The sequence below is a fragment of the Sphingomonas mesophila genome (assembly GCF_003499275.1).
Lineage (GTDB): Bacteria > Pseudomonadota > Alphaproteobacteria > Sphingomonadales > Sphingomonadaceae > Sphingomicrobium > Sphingomicrobium mesophilum.
Window position 1 is genome coordinate 1819516 of the sequence record NZ_QWDF01000001.1, and the last position, 15673, is coordinate 1835188.

Annotated in this window: 17 protein-coding genes; 9 read left to right on the top strand and 8 right to left on the bottom strand. The window is 60.0% G+C overall.

The features are described 5' to 3' along the window. Positions 1-68: 68 nt before the first annotated feature. The gene (locus D0Z60_RS09120) at positions 69-1742 is read right to left on the bottom strand and encodes a recombinase family protein (RefSeq protein WP_118857946.1); all 1674 of its coding nucleotides are present in this window, start codon (positions 1740-1742) and stop codon (positions 69-71) included. Continuing rightward, positions 1735-2205, bottom strand: a complete 471-nt coding sequence (locus D0Z60_RS09125) for a DUF2924 domain-containing protein (protein ID WP_118857947.1) — start codon at positions 2203-2205, stop codon at positions 1735-1737. Before D0Z60_RS09125 ends, D0Z60_RS09120 begins: the two co-directional genes overlap by 8 nt. A 272-nt stretch (positions 2206-2477) precedes the next feature. Between D0Z60_RS09125 and D0Z60_RS11735 the strand changes: the two genes are divergently transcribed. Then, positions 2478-4610, top strand: a complete 2133-nt coding sequence (locus tag D0Z60_RS11735) for an AAA family ATPase (protein WP_162888170.1) — start codon at positions 2478-2480, stop codon at positions 4608-4610. Between the two features lie 11 nt (positions 4611-4621). After that, complete coding sequence (locus D0Z60_RS09135) at positions 4622-5671, top strand: 5-methylcytosine restriction system specificity protein McrC (RefSeq protein ID WP_162888171.1); 1050 nt, start codon at positions 4622-4624, stop codon at positions 5669-5671. Positions 5672-5723: 52 nt separating this feature from the next. Here the strand turns inward: D0Z60_RS09135 and D0Z60_RS09140 are convergent, their stop codons facing one another. Then, positions 5724-6476, bottom strand: coding sequence for a thermonuclease family protein (locus D0Z60_RS09140; protein WP_118858527.1), 753 nt, complete (start codon positions 6474-6476; stop codon positions 5724-5726). A 245-nt stretch (positions 6477-6721) separates the two neighbouring features. On the opposite strand from D0Z60_RS09140, the gene D0Z60_RS09145 reads away from it, so the two are divergent. The 6 genes from D0Z60_RS09145 (at position 6722) to D0Z60_RS09160 (ending at position 9690) form a co-directional block, all read left to right on the top strand. Then, on the top strand, positions 6722-7057 hold the full coding sequence (locus tag D0Z60_RS09145; protein ID WP_118857949.1) for a TfoX/Sxy family protein: 336 nt from the start codon (positions 6722-6724) through the stop codon (positions 7055-7057). Between the two features lie 280 nt (positions 7058-7337). After that, positions 7338-7766 carry a hypothetical protein gene (locus D0Z60_RS09150; protein ID WP_162888172.1) on the top strand — a complete coding sequence of 143 codons (429 nt, stop codon included), beginning with the start codon at positions 7338-7340 and terminating at the stop codon, positions 7764-7766. Between the two features lie 84 nt (positions 7767-7850). Continuing rightward, complete coding sequence (locus D0Z60_RS11740) at positions 7851-8294, top strand: hypothetical protein (RefSeq protein WP_162888173.1); 444 nt, start codon at positions 7851-7853, stop codon at positions 8292-8294. 38 nt (positions 8295-8332) lie between these two features. Continuing rightward, on the top strand, positions 8333-8620 hold the full coding sequence (locus D0Z60_RS09155; protein ID WP_118857951.1) for a helix-turn-helix domain-containing protein: 288 nt from the start codon (positions 8333-8335) through the stop codon (positions 8618-8620). After that, positions 8620-8934, top strand: a complete 315-nt coding sequence (locus D0Z60_RS11745) for a hypothetical protein (RefSeq protein WP_162888174.1) — start codon at positions 8620-8622, stop codon at positions 8932-8934. The genes D0Z60_RS09155 and D0Z60_RS11745 overlap by 1 nt, the downstream gene beginning before the upstream one ends. Before the next feature lie 45 nt (positions 8935-8979). After that, on the top strand, positions 8980-9690 hold the full coding sequence (locus tag D0Z60_RS09160; RefSeq protein WP_118857952.1) for a PP2C family protein-serine/threonine phosphatase: 711 nt from the start codon (positions 8980-8982) through the stop codon (positions 9688-9690). A 322-nt stretch (positions 9691-10012) separates the two neighbouring features. Here the strand turns inward: D0Z60_RS09160 and D0Z60_RS12090 are convergent, their stop codons facing one another. Genes D0Z60_RS12090 through D0Z60_RS09170 form a run of 3 tightly spaced genes read right to left on the bottom strand, consistent with a single transcriptional unit; the run spans position 10013 to position 12366 of the window. Continuing rightward, positions 10013-10570 carry a DUF5681 domain-containing protein gene (locus D0Z60_RS12090; RefSeq protein WP_420822785.1) on the bottom strand — a complete coding sequence of 186 codons (558 nt, stop codon included), beginning with the start codon at positions 10568-10570 and terminating at the stop codon, positions 10013-10015. Beyond that, a complete protein-coding gene (locus D0Z60_RS09165; protein WP_240325598.1) occupies positions 10563-11114 on the bottom strand; it encodes a DUF5681 domain-containing protein in 552 nt (183 codons plus the stop codon). Before D0Z60_RS09165 ends, D0Z60_RS12090 begins: the two co-directional genes overlap by 8 nt. Next, positions 11107-12366, bottom strand: a complete 1260-nt coding sequence (locus tag D0Z60_RS09170) for a site-specific DNA-methyltransferase (RefSeq protein WP_118857954.1) — start codon at positions 12364-12366, stop codon at positions 11107-11109. The genes D0Z60_RS09165 and D0Z60_RS09170 overlap by 8 nt, the downstream gene beginning before the upstream one ends. A 420-nt stretch (positions 12367-12786) precedes the next feature. Here D0Z60_RS09170 and nhaA point away from each other — a divergent pair, with 420 nt between their 5' ends. Then, positions 12787-14001, top strand: a complete 1215-nt coding sequence (gene nhaA, locus D0Z60_RS09175) for a Na+/H+ antiporter NhaA (protein WP_118857955.1) — start codon at positions 12787-12789, stop codon at positions 13999-14001. On the opposite strand, the gene D0Z60_RS09180 is transcribed toward nhaA, so the two are convergent. Beyond that, entirely contained in the window at positions 13998-14927 is a 930-nt protein-coding gene (locus tag D0Z60_RS09180) for an electron transfer flavoprotein subunit alpha/FixB family protein (protein ID WP_118857956.1), read from the bottom strand. The genes nhaA and D0Z60_RS09180 overlap by 4 nt on opposite strands. Continuing rightward, positions 14924-15673 (bottom strand): electron transfer flavoprotein subunit beta/FixA family protein, encoded by a 750-nt coding sequence (locus D0Z60_RS09185; RefSeq protein WP_118857957.1) that lies wholly within the window; start codon positions 15671-15673, stop codon positions 14924-14926. The genes D0Z60_RS09180 and D0Z60_RS09185 overlap by 4 nt, the downstream gene beginning before the upstream one ends.

Below are 15673 nucleotides of genomic sequence, written 5' to 3' on the forward strand. Positions count from 1 at the left end.
GCGGTGTCGAGACCGGATCGAGGCGGCGCACACCGCAAGGGCGAGGGTGAAGACCGCTACTCAGATGGCTAGGCAACCCTGAGACGCTGCAACATCGTTTGCTGCGCTGACCAAGAGATCGGCATGTTCCGAATGCGCGCCAGCGTCTGTCGAGTAAGTTTTGGCGTTTGGCGCCCGTGGAGGATGTTGGATACGATCGCTGGGGACAGAAAACCCAGTTTCACCAACACGGTGAAGTAGTCGGGGTGCATGCCATGCACTCGAGCAACTTCGGCCAGGGCGAGGCCACCTGATCCTTCGAACGCCCTGCGCGCTTCCCAGGCCCGAACGATCAACTTGATCAATCCTGGGTCTTGTTGCGCCATGGCTGGAGGGCCGGGGATGGTGAGCCTGACCTCCCTGGTACGCCGAAAGAGCTCACACGGTACAACTAAGCGATGCTTAGCCGGGGGCGCACTCGTGCCGCTAAGGCCGAGGCCCTGCAGCAGCTCAATGCAGATCGATCGATCGCCGACCGCAACACTCGACACAAGCTCGCATACGGCATTTCGGATGGTCGCTCGATTCCCACTCAGCAGAACCGCTGCTGTACGCTCCGCGTGGTTGAAGACAATTTCTGTCTCCCGAGCAGAGACAAATGGATCAAGCAGCTCCAAGAGAGCGGACCGATCCAGCAATAATTGCTGCAGCCGATCCATGACGATCCGCTCTAGATCTCCGGCCGGCACTCGGATCGGCATCTCCTCGTCAGAAGAGCGATCCCGACGCGACACGTAGTAGTGATAGCGCTTGTTGTGCTTAACGCTGAAGTTTGGCGTCATCTTGCGGCCTTGGTCATCCCACAGGATGCCGACGAGCAGGGGCTCGTTGCTTTGCAGGCTCGGATCGCCGCGTTTAACCGCGTTCGAGTTCAAGCGATTTTGGACATCGTCAAACAGCGCCCTCGCAATGATAGCGTCGTGCTTTCCCTCGTAGGTTTCGCCGGCGTGCGCGACGCGCCCAACGTAAAGGCAGTTTCTCAGTAGGACGTACAGTGCTCCTCGGGTGAAGGGCTTGCCGCCTGTTATCCTGCCGGCCCGGCTGGTGCGCAATTTGGAGTGCACCCCACGGCGACGTAGCTCAGCCTCGAGCAGAAGCACTGATCCGAGCTCGAGATACTGCTCGAAGATCTCTCTGACCGTTGCTGCTTCAACCTCATTCACAATCAGCGCGCGGTCGCCAACGTCATACCCCAAGGGGCAGACGCCCCCCATCCACATGCCCTTCTTCTTCGATGCGGCAATCTTGTCTCGAACGCGCTCCGCGCCAACCTCCCGCTCGAACTGCGCGAACGACAGGAGTACGTTGAGGGTCAGACGCCCCATGCTCGTCGTCGTATTGAAGGACTGGGTGACGGAGACGAAGCTGGCTCCTGCCTGGTCAAGGACATCCACAATCCTTGCAAAGTCCGAGAGCGCGCGGGTGAGCCGGTCGATCTTGTAGATGACGATTACATCGACCTTGCCAGCTGCAACGTCAGCAAGCAGTCGTTTCAACGCCGGCCGATCGAGGCTGCCGCCAGAGAAGCCACCATCGTCGTATCGCTCAGAGGAGCATTCCCAACCTTCGTGGCGCTGACTGGCGGCGTAAGCCTCGCAAGCCTCACGTTGAGCGTCCAAGCTATTGAAGGCTTGATTAAGGCCTTCATCGGTCGATTTGCGCGTGTAAACTGCGCAGCGGACGATCTTAGGCGCGTCACCCATCGGTCGAACTCGCCGCCAACTTGCTCACGGGTTGCCGAAGCCCGAAGAATCTCGGGCCAGACCAGCGTGTGCCTGTAATCTCCCGGGCGATCTCACTCAGAGATGCGAAACGCTGATCGCGAAAGAGGAATCCGTCGTCCAGTGCGGTTACCCGATGGGTTATTCCTCCCCACTCTCTCAAAAGCGTTGTGCCCGACTTGATCACAGCCTGTCGCTCGACATCAAGCGCGCCGGACTTTCGAAGTTGCGCTGACAACTTCTGCAGCTTGCTTTTCAAAGCGGGAGGAAAACGACCAAGCTCTTTCTCCTGGAGCTTCCACGCGATCGTTCGCACAAGTAAGTCGCGCGGTAAGCCCTTCGGCATCTGCTTATCGGGGTGAGCTCGGTGCCATTCCAGGCGCAGGGCAGGGAGCGGAAGGTTGCTCAGGCGGTCGATCTCCGCCGCGATCTTTGCTTCGGGCATTGCTTATCAACTCCAGATGGTGAGGCGATTAGCCTCCCACGAGCTGAAGCCGGTCGTTACCGGCGCGCATTGCCCTCGCGATGCCATTGCCAGCGTCTTGCTCGGTGCTGGAGACAATGCCAGCAGATTCTGCTGCGCCTACCATTGCCGACCGGAGTTAAACCTGACGCGGTGCCAATCTGCTTGCCCGATCAGAGAAAGTACGCTCGAACCGTCCAGTATTCAGGGGAACGAAATTGGCCAGCGACGCAGATCGTATTCGAAATCTCGCATTGTCCGACTTCATCGAGCCCGCGCGAAAGCGCGGCGATGCGACTGCCACCATTACCGCCCGCGATGTCCACGATCGCCTTGGCTTAACCGCTGCCCACGCAAACGTCTGTCAGGCTCTCGCCGGTCGTAAGTTTTTGAACCTAGCCGGCCTTTCTGCGCCCAAGATGCAAGGGCCAATGGCAAGCAGCACAACCACTTTCACTTACGACCTAAAGGGCGGTGCAAGCACGGACATCGATCAAGGGCCGTACTGGCTTGTTGGGTCCTCGTTTGGACGCAAGGACGACCAGACTGCTCGCTTCTTGTCCGAAGGCATCTGGGAGGTGGATGGGCCATCCGAAGCTGACAGAATGCATGTTCGGTCCATGAAGCCGGGACACAGAATTGCGATCAAATCGACCTTCGTTCAGCGTCATGGACTGCCGTTCGATAACCGCGGCGTTGGTGTGTCCGCGATGCGTATCAAAGCGCGAGGGGTTATCACTGCTAACCCGGGAACAGACGCTCGGGTTGAGGTCGACTGGGAGCCGGATCCGCAAGCCAGAGATTGGTACTTTTACACCAATCGCCAGACCATATGGCGGGTCCAGCCCGACACCGAATTCTCGATCGGCCTGATCCAATTCGTCTTCGCGGATGCTCCGCAAGATCTCGAGCTGTTTTTGGCGGATGACTATTGGTCGAAGATGTATGGGAGAGACGACGGCGAGTCCGGCCCGCGCTACTGGATAGAAAAGACTTTGGTGTCAGGCCGGCCCGACCGCCTCACCGGCGAACATGCACTGGGCAAGGCATTGTGGTCGCCGCAAAGGTCGAAGGACGATCGCGACATCTATTCCGCGATGACCAAAGTGCGCGAAGGCGACATCCTATTTCACCTAACCGACAACAAGGCGATTACGGACGTGTCTGTCGTTGCGGGGACACTAGATGACTCGTTCACTGGCGTCGAAGGTACTGAGTGGGCCAATCAACCGGGCTATCGGATCGCCTTGGACCAACATGTCCGGCTTGAGCCACCCCTGCCGCGCGAAGAATTCTTGTCGGCTGAGCCCTTCAGCTCGCAACTCAAAGAGCTTGTTGAAGGAGGCGCAAAGGGGGTGTTCTTCAACAAGCGGCTCGAACTCAACCAAGGCGCGTATCTAACCGAAGCGACGCCTACGTTGCTCGCGATCCTCAACGGTGCCTACCAGAGATACTCTGGCAAAAGCTTGCCGTACGCACCAGGCCTTGACCTTACCCCGTCGACGACATTGCCCGAAACATACTCGCTCGATGATGCGCTAGAGACGCTGTTCCTCGAACGCGACGTAGCTGAGGACATTCTCCTTCTGTGGAGGGCAAAGAAGAACATCATCCTTCAGGGCCCGCCGGGCGTAGGCAAGTCTTACGCGGCACAACGGTTAGCTTATGCCTTAATGGGCCTTCGGGATCGCGATCGCCTTCGGTTTGTGCAATTTCACCAATCTTACTCGTATGAAGATTTTGTCGAAGGCTTCCGGCCCACAGAGACCGGCTTCGCGCTGAAATCTGGCAAGTTCGTGGAGTTTTGCCGGGAGGCGGAAGGCGATCCCGATCGGACTTACGTTTTCATCATTGATGAGATCAATCGGGGCAACCTCAGCAAGATCATGGGCGAGCTGATGGTCCTGATTGAGCCCGACAAGCGCGAAGCTGAGTGGGCCATGCCGCTTGCCTCTGGCCGTGCACCATTCTTCGTGCCGAAGAACGTCTACTTACTTGGCCTGATGAACACGGCAGACCGATCGCTGGCCGTGGTCGACTATGCGCTCCGCCGGCGGTTCGCCTTCGTTGGTCTGCAGTCAAACTTGTCTTCCCCGAAATTCCGTGAGCAGCTTACCGGAGCCGGAGTGTCGGACGCACTAGTCACAACGCTTGTCGAGCGTGTCGGGCTTCTCAACGCGGAGATCGTGGGCGACGTCGCGAACCTGGGCCCAGGCTTTGCGATCGGTCATAGCTTCTTCTGCTCTGGTCCCCTCGATGAAGAGGACGAGACGGACTGGTACGCTCGCGTGATCCGCACCGAAATCGCGCCGTTGCTCCGGGAGTATTGGTTCGACGCTCCCATCAAGGCTGAGCAGTGGACCGAGCAACTTCTCGCGGCACACTGAGCCAGTCCGTCGTGATCCCGATCGAGAACATTTACTACCTGTTCTGTTACGCTTGGAACAGGTTTGAGGAAGCTCAGGCGATCCCGCTTGGCGCCTCCCCAAGCCCCGACCTGCCAAACCTGCTCGGACGAGTGCTGCTCCATGGAACAAGGCGTCTGCTGCGCCGGGGTCTCGATCGCAACTACCAGGACCGGACCGAGGACCTTGCCACCGTGCGCGGCCGCATTGAACTCGGCGACACGATGCAACTGCAAGCAAGAAGTATCCGGCGGCTAGTGTGTGAGTTCGACGAGCTCAGTCACGACTTGCTGCACAATCAAATCATCAAGGCGTCGTTGCGCCGCTTGGCGCGGGCCGAATCCATCGAGCAAAGCCTTGCGAAGGAGCTCGTGCGAACGGCTGCGCGCATGCCAGATGTGACCGACATTTGGCTCGACCGCTCGGCCTTCGCTCGAGTCCAGCTTCACCGCAACAATGCCTATTACGACTTGCTCCTCAAAGTCGCTGAGCTCGCATTCGACTGCTTGCTCCCGGAAGCGGGCGGACATGGCTTCGCATTTCAAGATATTCTGCGCGACGAAACGAAGATGGCTCGGGTGTTCGAAGACTTCGTGCGAAATTTTTACCGCACTGAACAGACCGCGCTGCAGGTCTTGCCTTTGACTGTCTCATGGGATGCACTGCCGCTTTCAAGAACAGGGACCGGCCGCCTGCCTGCAATGATCGCGGACATTTACCTGAAGGGTGCCGAGCGGCGCCTGATCATCGACACCAAGTACTATGCGAACGCACTACAGCGCAGCTTGCACGGCACCGAAAGTTTTCAGTCGAGCAATCTCTATCAGCTCTTCGCTTACCTAAAGAATGCGGCCGCGGACCCGCTCTTTGCCAGCTGCGAGGGGATGCTGCTGTATCCGATGAACGGCAGCCGCCTCAAAGAAACGTTCCTTATACAGGAGCATCCTGTCACGCTTGCCACGATCGACCTGGCTCTTCCGTGGCCCGAGATCGCCGAAAGCCTCCTGACCTTGTTACAGCCGATCGAAATTGGCGCGGAATAGAGAAGGGTCGTGCCGAACCATCAACGACGCCGCGACTTCCTCGACAACGAGGTTAGATTGGCTGCCTGTATCGACATTGCGGGAAATTAGAGCAGCCGAGAAAGCGACCGTGAGCGCCTTCCCGCTCAACCAATGCTCCGTCGCACGTCGCGACCCCGCACCGGTTCAGAGGTAAGCGGGAGTGGCGTCCACCGCTCTGCCGCTGCCGTTTCTGCCTCTGCTTGAATGCCCATGGAGCCTCTGGGTTCTCAGTTGCCCAGAGACCTCGCCGATGGCGTCGAGCATCATGCTGAGCTGAGAAGTACTCTTCCTCGCGATCGAAAGAATATTGCGTAACGACCCAAGCCCACCCGTTCACTATCATCTCAAGTTCTATGTTTCGTGTGACCGTTCGAGCGTTCCGTACCATCCCTTGCCCCGCTTTCCCGTTCACGAAGTAAGCCACGTGCCCCTCGCCCAATTCCTCGGTCACATAAGCCATGCAGAGCAGCCGCTTGTATTGATCCAGTGGAAGGTCGGGGGAAGACTCTTTGACGATCGGATCGACGCGTAGTTTTCTGCCTCCGATCAGATGGTGCAGCGCCTGCTGAGCCTCCGGTCCGAAGGGCTGCTTCATCTCAGGAGCATCGATAAATGCAAAACGAAATGGGACGCGAGGCAACCACTTCTCACGCACCGGATGCCAGACATCAGCGGCAAATCCGTCCCCGTCGAACACCTTCGTCGGCTTGGCCCACAAGAAGTCGGTGTCTTCCACCACCTCTGGTGTATCCGGGGCGATAATGAAGCGCGGTTGGAGCGGCATCGTTCTTCGCAGGGGGGTGACGACAGCGGCAGAGCTTAGGATAAGGAATATAAGATCAACAAAGTGTCCGTGGATAGCCGGGCTGGGACTGTTTGATCCGCAGGCGAACCGCTCAATCTGGACGCTTGTTCAGCAAGCCACCCCGTTGGAAGGACCCGTTCCCCCTCAAACAGCGCCGCCTAGTCCGATTGGAGGCGCAAAGGTGAATCGTTGCGCGCGGCGTCGCCGACCGAGTACATAGAAGCATGGCGACGCAACAACGCACGATCGGCTACCTGGTCGAACAGTCGTCCAGCGCGGGTATGGTGTCAGCAAAGCCGATGTTCGGCGAGTTCGGACTGTACGTCGACGGCAAGATGATCGGGTCCGTCTGCGACGATCAGCTCTTCCTGAAGCCGACGGCAGCGGGCCGCGTCCATGCCGAACCGGTTCCTGAAGCGCCGCCATATCCCGGTGCCAAACCGCAGCTGCTAATCGAAGCCGATCGTTGGGACGATGCCAGATGGCTCGGCGAGCTGCTGCGCATCACGGCTGCGGAGCTGCCGGCACCTAAGTCTCGAAAAGCGAAGCGGAGCGAGTAGGCACCCGGACCTCAAGTGGCCTACGAGCAGACGCTCGCCGAAAGGTCAATTTGAGTGTCGGCAAGTGGTCGGAAGCAGCCCGTCCGCTTACGGCAGCTTTCGGCCCACGGCAGACATTAGAAGATTTCCAGTAGGTCCCAGCTCGAGCCGAAAGAAACTGAAGGCTGCTTCGGTGGGGTATCAGAGTTCCTGCTTGACGGGGGTCCCCCGTCACCCTATGTGGGGGTGGTCCGACTCGCAATTAGCGGAAAACGGCATTTATTTCCGACAGGAGATCGCCATGAAGAACATCTACAATCCGGTCACACTTGAACGTCATCCAGTTATCGGTGACGACTTCTACCGTGCGTTTGACGCCGGCAACCTCGCTCCAGTTTACGATAGCCCGGAGGGAGCACGCCTCCTTGAGCTCCTGACTTCTGTTCACGGGATTTGCGCCCTCGTGGGCGCGGTAAGTGCTGCCCCTACCAAGCCCCCGATGCCAGCCGTTGAGGGTATGATTCGCGACCAGCTTGGTGCTGATGTTCTCTGCCGCCACGACATGAAGCAGCTTACCGGTCGAGCGTTAAGACAGATAGTCGAATATCTCGGCGGTGAATGGGAAGGGCGAGGCACTCCGATCACAGTCACGTCTCAGTTCACGAAGGGCTCGACTTACTCGTTCCCCGATTTCCAACGGCGCGAAAAGAAACGGCGGGAAGCTGAGTAACGCGGCCTCTCCCATGTCAGGGCCGCCTCAGATTTGGAACATCGCCAGAGGTCGCTAAGCTGCCGAGGCGAGAGGGGGGGGAATATGCATTGGACGATTGAACGACTTCAAGCGCTGTCATCGAAGCAGCGCGAGACTCTTTTCGACAACGCTCGCCAACAGAATAGTCCCGACGCGGCACAGATTGTGCGGCTGCTGTTGGAAAACGATTTGCTCGTCCGCGAAGGTGGCGGATACTCGCGCGACCACCCGATCATCCAACGTATTGAAGAGGTCATCCGGTCAGATGAAGGGCGTGCTGCTGCCAAAGGCGCCACGGATCAGGGAGAGGCCGCAATGGCGGGAGTTGATCCGCTGCTCTCGGCTGCTCTCGGGCGCGACTATGGCGAGCGCGACACAACAAACTGGGCGGGATCACTAACTGCCGAAATCATGGCAGAGGCTGGATACATCCAGACAGGTAAGAAGGCTCTGCCTCCTACCTGCGTGGCAAAGACCGCTGCATTCTTCGAAAAGCGTGGGCGGTAAGCACTCCTTTGTAGTGCACAAACTAGCGGAGCATTGTCATGCGTGAACTAGAACCTTTTTCAGATGAAGCATGCGCTCTGATGATGGAGCATGAGGGAACTTACCTTTTGTTCTGGCGGGAGCAGCGGGGCCTTACCCAAGAGCAACTCGCTGCCCGCTCCGGCTTGGATCTTCAACGTATTCAGGTGCTTGAGAGTGACTACGACGCGATGACCGCAGAAGAGGCTGCCGCGTTGGCCGAGACACTCCGTGTAACCCCCGAAAACATTGTGATGCCTGATGACATGATCGGCGACACTATGCTCCCATATGAGCCGAACGCCTGATGTTCGACCAACATCAACCGGGTTCGCGCGATGTCTACCGAACAAGTGAACTTGGAGTGATGATCTCACGCGCCATTGCAGATCACGCGGAAGAGATCAGAAACACCGCCGAGTCTGGTGATCCACCGCTCTGCGTGGTTGCACCCATCGTTTGCGAGCACATCGATGAAAACATCTACTGGCGCCTGGCTGAAAGGCTGATCGGCGAACTGCTTGGGCCTGATTTTGAGCCAATCGGTCGGAAAGAGGTTCCGATTAGCGGGTATCGGCGCGGTCGATGTTACACGCGCCGAGTTCAGCCGATTACCGTGTGAGGTCGCCAAAGGTCTGCAACCTTTTCGATCGACGCGGAGAATCCGATGTCAAAATGCTGGGCATGCACGCACGTAGGGCATCGGCGAGAAAGCAACGAAGACACAGTAGAGGTCTCCTCACGCAATCCGCACGGAAAGCTCCATCGTTGGAGAGGCTACGTCTCGAACAATGGGGGCTGGGCGCTGGTTGCAGACGGCATGGGGGGGCACGCTGCGGGAGAAGTCGCTAGCGAGTTGGCTCTCGAATTGCTTCGACCCGTGATGCACCGGCTTGAAGATGAGGGCGAAGTCACAAGCGCACTTAACGCGGTGAACGACGGCCTCTTCGAAGCGATGGCGCGAAACCCCGCGCTTTATGGAATGGGCACAACCATCGCTGGAGTTGTCCTGCGCGGCACAGAGGCACTCGCGTTCAACGTTGGTGACAGCCGTATCTATATGTTCTCGGAAGGCAAGCTCACGAGGTTGAGCATTGATCATGTGATTGACGGTCACGTTCTGACTCAGTGCCTGGGCGGCTACTCGGGAGCTCCGCTAAAGCCGCATGCGCGAAGGTTTCGGCTTGAACCCTATTCGAAACTGATGATTTGCTCAGACGGTCTGACGGACCTGGTGTCAGATGATGAGATCGCGGGTTTGCTGTCAGGCCACAGTGGCGCGTTTCCAGCGCTTCGGCTCACAAAGTCAGCCCTAAAGGCGGGAGGGGACGATAACATCTCAGTCGTTGTTTTCGAGATAGATCTGGATGACTTCTAAGGAGCGCGCCTGGCGCGCTAGCTAGCACCGCTAGATAGCGGGGGGCGTAAACGGCTTCTTTTCTAGGTTGAGGGACTCGTCGAGAACATGAGCCGCAGGCAGAATCAATGTCAGCTTTCGACCGTCAAGCGGTCAAATACCGCGTGGAATGCTCGACGGTAAATGACGGCGAAAGCACCTAAGGCAGACATTCGGCTAACCGGCGAAGTGAGCTAATCGTGAGCGGCTTGGATGGGCGCTATTCAGAGGTACGACGGGCGGCCGCTATTTCCGCTGGGTCCCCGATGATCACTCGTGCCGCTTTGTGCCCAGACGAGCCTGGTTAGCTCTCGTAAACAGACCACCAGGCAGGCCAGCGAACTTTGTTAGGCATACGAGCAGCGGCGAGGACAATTCTTTGCTCATCCACTGCAAGCTGCCGATCCCCAAGGCGCGCCAGGGCTTCTTCGATCACCCAAGTCTCAAGGGCAAGCCGAGCACTCGGCCTGTATCCATCAAGCAGCGTCGCAACACCGATCTGCTGGATCGTTTGGCGGAGATCACCAGGTTCTGGGTAGACAGAATACACGATTACCCGAGATTGCTGTGGGGGCGAGTGCAGAGCATCAAACTCGAAAGCTTGAAGTGCAGCTCGCGTCATCACGCTGTCCCCTGCTAGCCCCTTCGCAGTTAGCTGGAGTAGAAATGCTTCATCAGCTCGCACCCGTCGTTCCACTCCCTCCTCGCGCACCGTGACCATCTGACCGAGGATAGCATCGTAAAGGTCTTTCTCTCGTCTCCCGCGAGGCCTTCCCCGAGGGTTGCCGCTTGTGCCCGGCTTGAACCTGGAGCCGATTGGCGGACAGCCCCAACCAACCTTTCCATTTTGATCGTCACTCATGATCGGGACCTTGCGGCCAGGCGACGGAGTCCGGATCGCGAGTTTGCGACTTAAGCGCGCGAATGTCTTTGTTGCTAAGCTGACGGCCTTTGCCCCGAGCTAGGCCGCGTGCGACAGCCCAAGGCTCTAGCACTAGCTGCGGTCCGCCGTGCGACTGAGACATCCCGGGCACCTCGGCGGCAATACCCAGAGCAAGCATGGCCCGGTCGACGCTTTGAGGTCTGTCCTGTTTGACGAGGAACGTCACGAGAGTGCGTCGCGCGGGCTCGTTGCCCTTCTCATGCGCCTGGATCCGCTTGAGTATCTCACGGATGGCCATTCGCTTGCCTGCAAGTGCCTGCTGGAGCGTTTTGTAGAGAAGCGCCTCCGCGAGGGTCAGCTCGCGTTCGATCCCGTCCATCTGAACTTTGATCTTGCGACCCCGAAGCTGGGCGAACGGCGAATCCGACCCGGTCTGACAACGGCCCTGAGGCTTGCCCTTCCGAGGGCCCGCCCTCCCGGACTTCGAGCGAGCCGATGCTTTAGGATGGGAGATCTCATGCATCGGAGCCGCCTTCGACTATCCGACGCGGAGTTCCGCCGGTCATGGCGGTCCAGCGATCGAGAGCCACGTCTACGTAGGCCGGATCAATGTCGAGACCCCGAAATCTCCGCCCCGTACGCTCACTGGCTATGAGGGTAGTGCCCGAACCTAAAAAGGTATCAAGCACGAGGTCGCCACGCTGTGTGACATCCTGGATTGCGTCAGCGACCAATGCGGTGGGCTTTACGGTCGGGTGCAGCTTCAGGTCGCCACGCTTGGCGCCCTGGAACGAGTTAACGGAAGCATAGTCCCATACGTTCGTGCGGTTGCGACCGTGCCGCCCAAGCTCAACTGCGTTCGTGTGGGGCGCCGTGCCGACGCGGTAGACAGACACGAGCTCGTGCTTTGACCGGTAAAGGGACCCCATTCCGGCGTTGGACTTGTTCCAAACACATAGGTTCAGCTGATCGCCGTAGAGCTCGTCCCCTACGGCCGTCAGATCGCCCATGTGCCGCCAGTCCATGCAAACGAAGTGGACGGCGCCATCGCGGGAACTTGCAACGCAGTTACCCACGGTTGCCATGAGGAATGAGCGAAATTCCGAGGTGCTCATTTCCCCGGACGCCATGGCGAATTCCCGATGTTTCGTTTTGACGTTGGCATGACCCTGTATGGCGACGTTGTACGGAGGGTCGAGGAAGCAGCAGTCAACTTTGCCCCAACCACCAATAACTTCCCGAACAAAGGCGGCGTCACGTGCGTCGCCACATCCAATCCGATGGTCTCCCAACTCCCATATATCTCCGAGGCTAGCCCGCGGCTCGGCCCTTACCTCCGGGATGGCATCGTCGTCCGGGTCAGCCACCGGGTTTAGCAGGACATCGATTTCGCCGCTTGAGAAGCCGGTTGCTTCAAGATCAATCTCGATACCACCTGACACCAGCTCGCCGAGCTCAAGCCGCAGCAGGTCAACATCCCAGCCAGAGTTGAGAGCAATCTTGTTATCAGCCAACCGCAGTGCCCGGGCCTGGTCCGGAGTGAGGTCTCGAAGCTCAATCACTGGGACGCTGGTTAAGCCAAGTTCGCGAGCAGCAATTAGCCGCCCGTGACCAGCAATGATTACGCCAGCATTGTCGACAAGAATGGGATTGGTAAATCCGTTAGCTTTGATGGAGGCCCTAAGTTGCGCAATCTGTTTACGTGGGTGTAACCTAGCATTGTTGACATAAGGAATGATGTCATCTAAAGCTTTGTGGGTAAGCCGGATAGACATTAAGCAAAGTCCTTAAGTAAGTACGTATGTGCGGTAGGCGCACAACTTGTACCATCCTACGGACTCCTCGAACTATTGGCAATGTTGGCTGTGCGCTATTTCCGGTCGTGCGGCAGGTCTTCGTCGCTACGTGAGCGCCGGGCATTGTCGATGCGCGGTCTGTTACGACCCCGATCAGCATCTGTTATTTGGGTTTTTAGGGTCTGTTCCGAAGATGGATGCAGGCGCGCCGCCGTGAGCTTCGGCTGGACGAAATCCCTAGATTTTCGGAGTCCGTCAGGCGCGAGACTGATCGCGACCGGCCTTCTGATGAGGCCCGTTCGTCAGATTTTCCCTGTTATGGGGCGGAGACCGGTTCGCTCAGGACTGCGTCCCGCACCATCGCTCGACCCCACCCTCTATCATCGCTAGCACGGCGCCATGGCCGCCGACCCGTCGACCCAACGCGCCCGCGAGCGGGCAGCCGGGCTGCTTCTGATCGCGGCGGCCGGGGTCGCGCTGCTGATCGCCAATTCGCCACTGTACGAACTTTACCACGATCTGCTCGAGCAGAAGGTCGGCCCGGCCATGCCGCGCCTCGGGCAAATGTCGGTTCATTATTGGATCGCCGACGGGCTGATGCCGATCTTCTTCCTGCTGGTCGGGCTGGAGGTCAAACGCGAATGGTATGACGGCGCACTGGCCACGCCGGCGCTTCGGCGGCTGCCGATCATCGCCGCGATGGCCGGGATGGCGGTGCCTGCGGCAATCTACCTCGCCGTGGTTGGCGGCGATCCGGCGCTGGTCAACGGCTGGGCGATCCCGGCGGCGACCGACATTGCCTTTGCAATCGGCGTGCTGGCGCTACTTGGGCGGCACGCGCCGCCGTCGATCAAGCTGCTGCTGGTGGCGATCGCGATCATCGACGATGTCGGTGCGGTGCTGATCATCGCCTTGTTCTACACTGCCGAGCTTGACGTGCTCGCACTGGGCGGCGCGCTGGCGCTCACCGCGGCGATGGCGGCGATGGGCCAGTTCGGGGTGCGCCGCCTGTCGCCGTACATGGCCAGCTTCGTGCTGCTCTGGCTGCTCGTGCTGGCGAGCGGCGTGCATGCGACCATCGCCGGGGTGCTTGCCGCGCTCACCGTGCCGCTGGCTCGGGGCGAGGCGCGCTCGCCGCTCAAGCTGCTCGAGCATCGCATCCACCCGTGGGTGATGTTCGGAGTTGTGCCGTTGTTCGGCTTCGCGTCGGCTGGGGTGCACCTCACGGGCGGGCTTGGCGCCTTGGCTGCGCCGCTCCCGCTGGCGGTCGCGCTTGGCCTGTTCCTGGGGAAGCAGCTCGGCATCTTCAGCGCGATCTGGCTGGCGGTGAAGGCCGGGCTCGCCGAGCGCCCGGCCGGAGCGCGCTGGCGCCAGATCTATGGCGCGTCTGTGCTTTGCGGGATCGGCTTCACGATGAGCCTGTTCATCGGTGGGCTCGCCTTCCCCGGCCAGCAGGCGCTGATCGACCAGGCCAAGGTGGGGATCCTCGCCGGCTCGCTAGCGGCCGCTATAACCGGCTTCCTCATCCTGCGCTTCACCTCGACCGTCGACACGATCGCCGACGACGAAGCCGAGGCGGCGGAAATCTTCGGAGCCGACCAGGACGAGCGCTAGAGCTTTTCGGTCAGCTCCGGGACGATCTTGAACAGGTCGCCGACCAGGCCGACATCGGCGACCTGGAAAATCGGGGCTTCCTCGTCCTTGTTGATGGCGATGATCGTCTTGGCGTCCTTCATGCCGGCAAGGTGCTGGATCGCGCCCGAAATGCCGATTGCGATATAGACTTCGGGGGCGACGATCTTGCCGGTCTGGCCGACCTGATAGTCGTTGGGCGCATAGCCGGCATCGACCGCCGCGCGCGACGCGCCGACCGCCGCTCCGAGCTTGTCGGCCAGCGGATCGATCAGCGCGTGGAATTGCTCGCTCGAGCCGAGCGCTCGGCCGCCCGAGACGATGATCTTGGCACTGGTCAGCTCCGGCCGCTCGGACTTGCTGAGCTCGGCGCCGACGAAGCTCGACTTGCCCGCCGAGGCGCCGGCGTCGACCGCCTCGATCGTGCCGCTGCCGCCCTCGGCCGCGGCCTTCTCAAACGCCGTGCCGCGGACGGTGATGACCTTCTTGGCGTCCTTCGACTTGACCGTGGCAATGGCGTTGCCGGCGTAGATCGGGCGGGTGAAGGTGTCCTCGCCCTCGACCGACAGGATCTCGCTAAGCTGCATGACGTCGAGCATCGCCGCGACGCGCGGGGCGATGTTCTTGCCGAAGGTGGTGGCCGGAGCGAGCAGGGCGTCGTGGTGCGCCATCAGCGCCGCGGCGAGCGGGGCGACGTCCTCGGCCAGCTGATGCTCGAGGTGGGCGCCGTCGGCGACGTGGACCTTGCCGACACCCGCGATCCTGGCGCCAGCTTCGGCGACCGGTCCGACATTGGCGCCGGCGACCAGCAAATGGACCTCGCCGAGCTTGGCGGCGGCGGTGACGGTGGCGAGGGTCGCGTCCTTGATCGACGCGCCGTCATGTTCGACGAGAACCAGGGTCTTCACTGGACAACTCCCAATGTCTTCAACTTGTCGACCAGCTCGTCGACGCTGCCGACCTTGACCCCGGCCTGGCGCTTCGACGGCTCGGTGACCTTGAGCGTTTCGAGGCGAGGGGCGACGTCGACCCCGTAGTCGCCGGGCGACTTGGTGGCGAGCGGCTTGGACTTGGCCTTCATGATGTTCGGCAGCGAGGCGTAGCGCGGTTCGTTGAGGCGCAAGTCGGTGGTGACGATGGCCGGAGTGGACAGTGCAATGGTTTCCAAACCGCCGTCGACCTCACGGGTCACTTTTGCCTGATTTCCGCCAATTTCGACCTTGGACGCAAAGGTCGCCTGGGGCCAATCCAACAGCGCCGCGAGCATCTGCCCGGTCTGGTTGCTGTCGTCGTCGATCGCCTGCTTGCCCATGATCACTAGGCCCGGCTGCTCCTCCTCGGCGACACCCTTCAAGATCTTGGCGACGGCGAGCGGCTCGACCTCTTCATCCGTCTGCACGAGAATCGCGCGGTCCGCGCCCATCGCCAGCGCGGTGCGCAGCGTTTCCTGCGCCTTGGCCGGGCCGATCGAGACGGCGACGATCTCGGTCGCCGCGCCCTTTTCCTTGAGGCGGATGGCTTCCTCGACGGCGATCTCGTCGAACGGGTTCATGCTCATCTTGACGTTGGCGAGGTCGACCCCCGAGCCGTCCATCTTGACGCGCGGCTTGACGTTGTAATCGATCACCCGCTTGACGGCGACGAGTAGCTTCAT